The following is a 5,935-nucleotide window of genomic DNA, read 5'->3' as shown; positions in this document are numbered from 1 at the left end:
GGGGGCGGGTGGTAGGGGTGGGGCATGATCGGAGACGGCGGGTCGCGGGAGTCGCCGGCGGAGCGTCATCGCAGACCGGAGGGTGCCTCCGAGGACGCCGTCGCCGCGGCGGGGCGGATCACGGAGGCGCTGGAGACCACGGAGCAGGCGCGCGGGCACCTCTACGCGTTTCACCAGTTGACGGGCCGGGCCGACGGGCAGCTCGACGAGGCCGTGGAACTGCTGCGGGCGGCCGGGCACGACGACCTGGCGGATGTGGTGCGGCGGGAGCTGATCGGGCGCAACGTGCTTCCGGGGCGGTGGACGTTCCAGATCGTCGAGGAGTACGACGAGGGCTATTACGAGGTGTTCCGCCGGATCGAGGGGGACGTGCGGGGGCGGCTCATGGGAGGGCGGCGGCACGTCTTCGAGGCCGAGATGAAGGAGCGCCGGCGGACGCATGGGCTGCCGAGTCACGCAGCCAGACCGGCCGGCGGGGACTAACCCCCGCGGAGCGCGTCCGGGTAGGGGGCCAGGTAGGTCTGGTCGGCCAGGTAGGTGTGCTTCTTGGCCTCGGCGTAGTGGCGCAGCAGGGCGATCGGGGTGCCGAGGGGCACCTTGCCGTGGTGGTAGGAATCGATCGCGGCCACTGTTTCCCGGCGTTGGGACGGGTCCAGGCGCGGGCTCAGTGGGCCCAGGACGTGGTTGAGGGCGTTGGTGTGGCGGCCGCGGGCCGGTTGGACGGCGAGGGCTCCGGTGAAGGCGCGGCGATAGTCGGCTTCCAGGGTGGTGGCAGGCTGCGTGCCCGCTCGGGCGACTATGCGGCCCATGTGCCGGTAGGCCACCGGGTCGTGGGCGAGGATCTGCAGTTTGTGGCGGCTGTGGAAGGCGACCAGGTCGCCGGGGCGCCAATCTCCGGCGAACAGTTCGCGGAGGCGGGCCTGGGCGTAGAGGCGCTCGATGAAGTGTTCGCGGAGCGCGGGGTCGTGGAGGCCGCCTGGGGGCAGGTGCGGGAGCGCTTCAGGCGGTGCCGGGGAGTTCGAGATGTATCCGTCCGGGTCCACTGCGCTCTCCAGTGGGATGCAGTCGGTGTGGACGGCCAGGGGGTCGGCCGGCAGGTGGCCCGGTGTGAGCAGGTGACTCGGCGCTGCCAGGCGGGGGCGCGGGTGGGCCGTGTCCGTCACATCAGGTCTCTCATCCGGCGTAGGCCCCGGGTGGTGCGGGCCTTGACGGTGCCCAGGGGGATCGCCAGCCGGTCGGCGATCTCCTTCTGAGTCAGCTGGCCGAAGTGGGCCAGGACGATCGCCTGCCGTTGCGGGGCGGGGAGCCCGGCGAGCGCTTCGCGGATGTCGCAGGCGGCGTCCACGGCCGAGGTGGCGTCCGGTACCCCGGCGGTGTCCTCCAGCGGGACGGACCTCCGGGAGTGCCGGGCCTCGGCGCGCAGCTGGTCGATGGCGCGTTTACGGGCGATGGCCAGGACCCACGGCTCCAGGGCACGGGAGGGGTCGAACCGGCGGCGGGATCGCCAGACCTCCAGGAAGACCAGCTGGACGACGTCGTCCACGGCGTGGGCCGGTACCACCCTCCCCGCCTGGCGGCGGACGAGGGGGCCGAGCACGGTGTAGCACTCCGCGAGCGCCGCCTCGTCGCCCGCGGCGAGCCGCTGTTCCAGTCTCATGCGGCCCAGGTCCCCGGAAAAAGCGCTTCAAAACTTGTTCATAAATCAAAGAGGGGCAAAGCGCGTCAGTTCGGTGACGGCTTCGGGGAGGGTAGCCACCTGTGCGGTGTGGGGCGGCAGGTGGTCGCGGTGCCAGCCTGGGCCACCCGTGACGATGCGGTAGGGCGGGCGTGACGAGGGCAGTCCCGTGAGCCAGGCCGGGTCGCCGGTCGCCGGGGTCTGCGACCAGAGGAAGACGGCCCGCGGGCCCGTTCTCCGGACCGCGGCCGCCAGCGCCGGGGGCGGCACGCGGGCGCCCAGGGTCAGCGTTTCGGCGCCGGCTTCGGCCAGGGCGGCCGCCAGGGCGTGCACCGGGAGGCTGTGCTGCTCCTCCGGCGCGCAGGCCAGCAGGACCGGCCGCGTGTTCAGCGGACGGGCGGGCGGCGTCTCCGCCAGGCATCCGAGCACCACGGTGGACAGGAGGTGCTCGACCTCCACGCATTCGCCGGACGCCGCGTGCTTGCGGCCGATGCCGATCAGGACGGGAGCGATCAGGTCGTCCCATGCCCGGACGACGCCGTCGCGGCGGAGGGCGTTGCGCACGGTCTCGGCGGTCGCGGCGGCGTCCAGCGCCATCGCCGCGCGGGCCAGCCCCCGTACCTCCGTGGCCTGGGCCTCGTCGTGGTCGGCCTTCAGGGGGACGCGGTTGCCGCCCGCGCCGTGCGCGCGGGGGCGCGGAGGCTCACCGGGGGGCGCCTCAAGCGCGACGCGGGCCGCCTCCTGGGGCGGGACGCCGGTGAGGATCTGGCGCTGCATCGTCTCCAGCCGGGCGACGTCCGCCGGTGTGTAGCGGCGGTGGCCGCCCGCGCTGCGCCCGCTCGGGCCGATGCCGTAGCGGCGGTCCCAGGTGCGGAGGGTGGACGGCGCCACACCGAGGCGCTGCGCCACCGCGCCCACGCCGAGCTGGGCCTCCCGCATGCGTCCGCTCCCCCACTCCGTCCCGGACCGCACAGCGTACGCCCCTCCCCCGAGCGGGCGTCGCCCCAGTTCAGCCCTTCCGCCGGCGCAGCGCCGAGCCCTTGTGCACGGCCTTCTTACCGCTCTTCTCGCTGCGCACGACGTACTGCGGTTCCGCAGGCGAGGCGGCGACGGTGCGGCCGGCCTCCTCGCGGCGGTCGGTGACCTTCTTCTCCACGCGTCCCTCGGCCGTGGAGCCGTGGCTGCGCCAGGTGACCTCGTCGCCCACGGCCGGTTCCTTCTTGCCCTTCTTGTCATTCTTGCCCATGCCTGTCGCCGTACCCGCCGTTGACGCGGTTGTCACCACGAAAGTCCTGGTCAAGACGGTATTCATCCGCGGCCGCCCGGGGCCGCGCCATCCCGGGGGCGGGAGGCGGCAAAATCCGTTTCATGCGTGCTTGTGCAGGTCAGCGGAGGGTACGGGGCCGATCGACCAAAGGGGGAAACATGATCGGCAAACTGCACAGCATGGGCGTGAAGTCCAGCCACATGTACTCGGCGGGCATCGCCTCCGTCGGCCTGGCGTTGGCCTCGTGGGCGGCGTCCAACCGACTTGAGGACGCGGGCTTGGAACGGGCCGACCGGTGGGGCATCTTCATCGGCGAATGGGCCCCGACCTTCTTCGCCATGGGGGTCGCCCTCCGCCTGGAGGAATCGCACGACCAGGCGGCGATGGAGGCGCCCGGGCAACGCGAGCGGGCGGAAGAGAGAGTCGGCGCGGCGCAATCCACCATGCGCTAGCGGCCGCGGATCGCGGCGGGTTCGGCCAGGCCCCCGGCATGGGTGCAACCGATCGGCCACCGGGTTCCGAAGAACGGTGCACAACCTTTCGGACGACGATGGAGGAACAGTGCACTCCCGACACTCTGGACGCAGTCGTTGACGGCGGCGAACGGCCGGATCGTCGTGGTCGGGGCGGGCCTGTCCGGGCTGTCGGCGGCGATCCACCTCGCGGCGCGCGGCCGCGAGGTCGTGGTGGTCGAGGCGCGGGACGAGCCGGGAGGATGCTGCGGATCGGCGCACGCCGGTCCCTACCGGTTCGACACGGGCCCTTCGGTGCTGACCATGCCGGGGGTGCTGGCGGACACGTTCGGCGCGGCCGGCGAGGAGATGGCGAACCTTCTTCCGCTCCGGCGGCTGGACCCCTTCTACCGCCTGTCCTTCCACGACGGCTCCCGGCTGGACGTGGTGGCGGGCGCCCAGCGGATGGCCGAGAACGTCCGTGCGCTGTGCGGGCCGGACGAGGCGGCGCGGTACCTGCGGTTCCGGCGGCGGCTCAGGGCGATGTTCGACGCCGAATGGCCGGCGTTCATCGACGCGGACATGACCCGGCTGCGCGGCATGGCCCGCCCGCTCGCGCTGCTGAGGCTGGCGGCGCGGGGCGGGTTCCGGCGCCTCGACCGGTTCGTGGCGGCCCAGCTGACCGACGAGCGGCTCATCAGGGCGCACACGTTCCAGGCGCTGTACGTCGGGCTCCCTCCGGGGAAGGCGCTGGCCGTCTACGCGGTCGTCGCGCACATGGACACGGTCGGCGGTGTGTACTTCCCCGAGGCCGGTGGCATGCACGCCGTCCCGCAGGCCCTCGCCGCCGTCGCGGAGAAGGCGGGCGCCGCCGTCCGGTACGGCGTGCGCGCCGAGCGGGTCGAGACGGACGCGTCCGGGGTGACGGCGGTGCGGCTGGACGGCGGCGAGCGGATCGCCGCCGGGAACGTGGTCGTCGCCTGCGACCTGGCACGGGCCCACCGGGGACTGCTGCCGGAGGCGGCGGGCGACTGGCGGCTGCGCCGCCCCCGGTACTCGCCGTCCTGCCTGGTCATGCACTTCGGGCTCGACCGCCGGCTGCCCGGTCAGGCGCACCACACGCTGCATTTCGGCCGGACGTGGGCGAGCACCTTCGCGGCGCTGGCGCGCGGGCGCCCGCAGCCCGATCCGAGCGTGCTGGTCACGTACCCCGAGGCGGACGGCGCCGCGGCACCGGCCGGGCACGGCACGCTGAGCGTCCTCGAACCCGCCCCGAACCTGGCGGGCGGAGCCGACTGGGACCGGCTCGGCCCGCGGCTGGAGCGGCGGCTGCTCGGCCGCCTGGCCGGACTCGGGTACGGCGACCTGGCGGCGGCGCCGCGGCTGACCTTCGATCCGCGGGACTGGGCCCGCCTCGGCCACTCGGCGGGCACGCCGTTCGCGCTGGACCACCGGTTCGGCCAGACGGCCTGGTTCCGGCCCGCGGGCCGCAGCCGCCGCGTCCCCGGACTGCACTTCGCCGGGATGTACACCGCGCCCGGTGTGGGCGTCCCCACGGCTCTGATCTCCGGACGGCTCGCCGCCGCCCGCATCCTGGAAGGCCGCCGATGACGCTGACCGCGAGCTACGAACACTGCCGTCGCCTCAACGCCCGCCACGGACGCTCGTTCTACCTGGCCACGCTGCTCCTTCCGGCGTGGAAGCGCCGCCACGTGCACGCTCTGTACGGGTTCACCCGTCATGTGGACGACATCGTTGACGCCTACGGTGATGAGGCCGCGGACACGGAGGTGCGGGCAAAGGCACTTGAGGACGTGGCCCACCGGCTGAGCGCGAGCCTGGCGGGAGAGGACATCCAGGATCCAGTCCTGCCCGCCTTCGTGCACACCGTCCGGTCCTTCGGCATAGAGCGCAGCGACATCGACGCCTTCTTCCGGTCGATGCGCACCGACCTCACCGTGACCCGGTACGCGACCTACGACGATCTGCTGGTGTACATGGAGGGTTCGGCGGCCGCGATCGGGCTGATGATGCTCCCCGTCCTGGAGACGGTGCCGGGCGCGGGGCGGCCTGCCCGCGAACCCGCCCGCGAGCTGGGACGGGCGTTCCAGCTGACCAACTTCCTGCGGGACGTCGCGGAGGACTTGGCACGCGGCCGCGTCTACCTGCCGCAGGAGGATCTCGCCAGGTTCGGGGTGACCGAGGACGACTTCCGCTCCGGCGGCCGCGCACGGCCGCTGCGCGAGCTGGTGGCCTTCGAGGCCGACCGCGCCCGCGACCACTACCGCCGCGCGCTGGACGGCATCGGACTGCTCACGGCGTCGTCCCGGCCGTGCATCCGGGCCGCGTACGAGCTGTACGGCGGCATTCTGGACGAGATCGCCGCCGCGGGCCACGACGTGCTGAGCGCGCGGGCGCGGGTGCCGCGCCGCCGCCGGGCCGCGATCTTCGCGCGGCATCTGCTGGCCGCGTCCGCCGCGGGCCGCGCCGAACGGCGGCTGCCGGCCGGGACGCTGGGGGACGGGGCGCTCGGGGACGGGC

General features: G+C 73.7%; 8 protein-coding genes. 4 read left to right on the top strand and 4 right to left on the bottom strand.

All coding sequences use genetic code 11. The features are described 5' to 3' along the window. Window positions 1-24 precede the first annotated feature (24 nt). Window positions 25-483, top strand: coding sequence for a hypothetical protein (locus E1289_RS36010; protein ID WP_131988400.1), 459 nt, complete (start codon window positions 25-27; stop codon window positions 481-483). Here the strand turns inward: E1289_RS36010 and E1289_RS36005 are convergent. The 4 genes from E1289_RS36005 to E1289_RS35990 all read right to left on the bottom strand — a co-directional run bounded on the left by E1289_RS36005 (window position 480) and on the right by E1289_RS35990 (window position 2,921). Continuing rightward, entirely contained in the window at window positions 480-1,163 is a 684-nt protein-coding gene (locus tag E1289_RS36005) for a DUF1722 domain-containing protein (protein ID WP_131988398.1), read from the bottom strand. The genes E1289_RS36010 and E1289_RS36005 overlap by 4 nt on opposite strands. After that, complete coding sequence (locus E1289_RS36000; protein WP_131988396.1) at window positions 1,160-1,657, bottom strand: sigma-70 family RNA polymerase sigma factor; 498 nt, start codon at window positions 1,655-1,657, stop codon at window positions 1,160-1,162. The genes E1289_RS36005 and E1289_RS36000 overlap by 4 nt, the downstream gene beginning before the upstream one ends. Window positions 1,658-1,702: 45 nt before the next feature. Continuing rightward, the gene (locus E1289_RS35995) at window positions 1,703-2,614 is read right to left on the bottom strand and encodes a MerR family transcriptional regulator (RefSeq protein WP_131988394.1); all 912 of its coding nucleotides are present in this window, start codon (window positions 2,612-2,614) and stop codon (window positions 1,703-1,705) included. A gap of 70 nt (window positions 2,615-2,684) precedes the next feature. Beyond that, entirely contained in the window at window positions 2,685-2,921 is a 237-nt protein-coding gene (locus tag E1289_RS35990) for a DUF2945 domain-containing protein (RefSeq protein ID WP_131988392.1), read from the bottom strand. A gap of 179 nt (window positions 2,922-3,100) precedes the next feature. On the opposite strand from E1289_RS35990, the gene E1289_RS35985 reads away from it, so the two are divergent. From E1289_RS35985 to E1289_RS35975, 3 genes are all read left to right on the top strand, one after another. Beyond that, the gene (locus tag E1289_RS35985; RefSeq protein ID WP_131988390.1) at window positions 3,101-3,394 is read left to right on the top strand and encodes a hypothetical protein; all 294 of its coding nucleotides are present in this window, start codon (window positions 3,101-3,103) and stop codon (window positions 3,392-3,394) included. Window positions 3,395-3,532: 138 nt separating this feature from the next. Next, the gene (gene crtI, locus E1289_RS35980; RefSeq protein ID WP_243713427.1) at window positions 3,533-5,005 is read left to right on the top strand and encodes a phytoene desaturase family protein; all 1,473 of its coding nucleotides are present in this window, start codon (window positions 3,533-3,535) and stop codon (window positions 5,003-5,005) included. Next, window positions 5,002-5,935: phytoene/squalene synthase family protein (locus E1289_RS35975; RefSeq protein ID WP_131988388.1), on the top strand; the 934-nt coding region annotated here is incomplete at its 3' end. The genes crtI and E1289_RS35975, both read left to right, overlap by 4 nt.

It is taken from the genome of Actinomadura sp. 6K520, from assembly GCF_004349245.1.
GTDB lineage: Bacteria > Actinomycetota > Actinomycetes > Streptosporangiales > Streptosporangiaceae > Spirillospora.
The sequence above is the reverse complement of the archived record's forward strand: the minus strand, read 5'-3'. Positions and strand labels throughout refer to the sequence as shown.

Coding starts and splice junctions, on each gene's coding strand:
- E1289_RS35990 (WP_131988392.1), bottom strand. CDS start 2,921: ATGGGCAAGAATGACAAGAAGGGCAAGAAGGAACCGGCCGTGGGCGAC.
- E1289_RS36000 (WP_131988396.1), bottom strand. CDS start 1,657: ATGAGACTGGAACAGCGGCTCGCCGCGGGCGACGAGGCGGCGCTCGCG.
- E1289_RS35985 (WP_131988390.1), top strand. CDS start 3,101: ATGATCGGCAAACTGCACAGCATGGGCGTGAAGTCCAGCCACATGTAC.
- E1289_RS36010 (WP_131988400.1), top strand. CDS start 25: ATGATCGGAGACGGCGGGTCGCGGGAGTCGCCGGCGGAGCGTCATCGC.
- E1289_RS35995 (WP_131988394.1), bottom strand. CDS start 2,614: ATGCGGGAGGCCCAGCTCGGCGTGGGCGCGGTGGCGCAGCGCCTCGGT.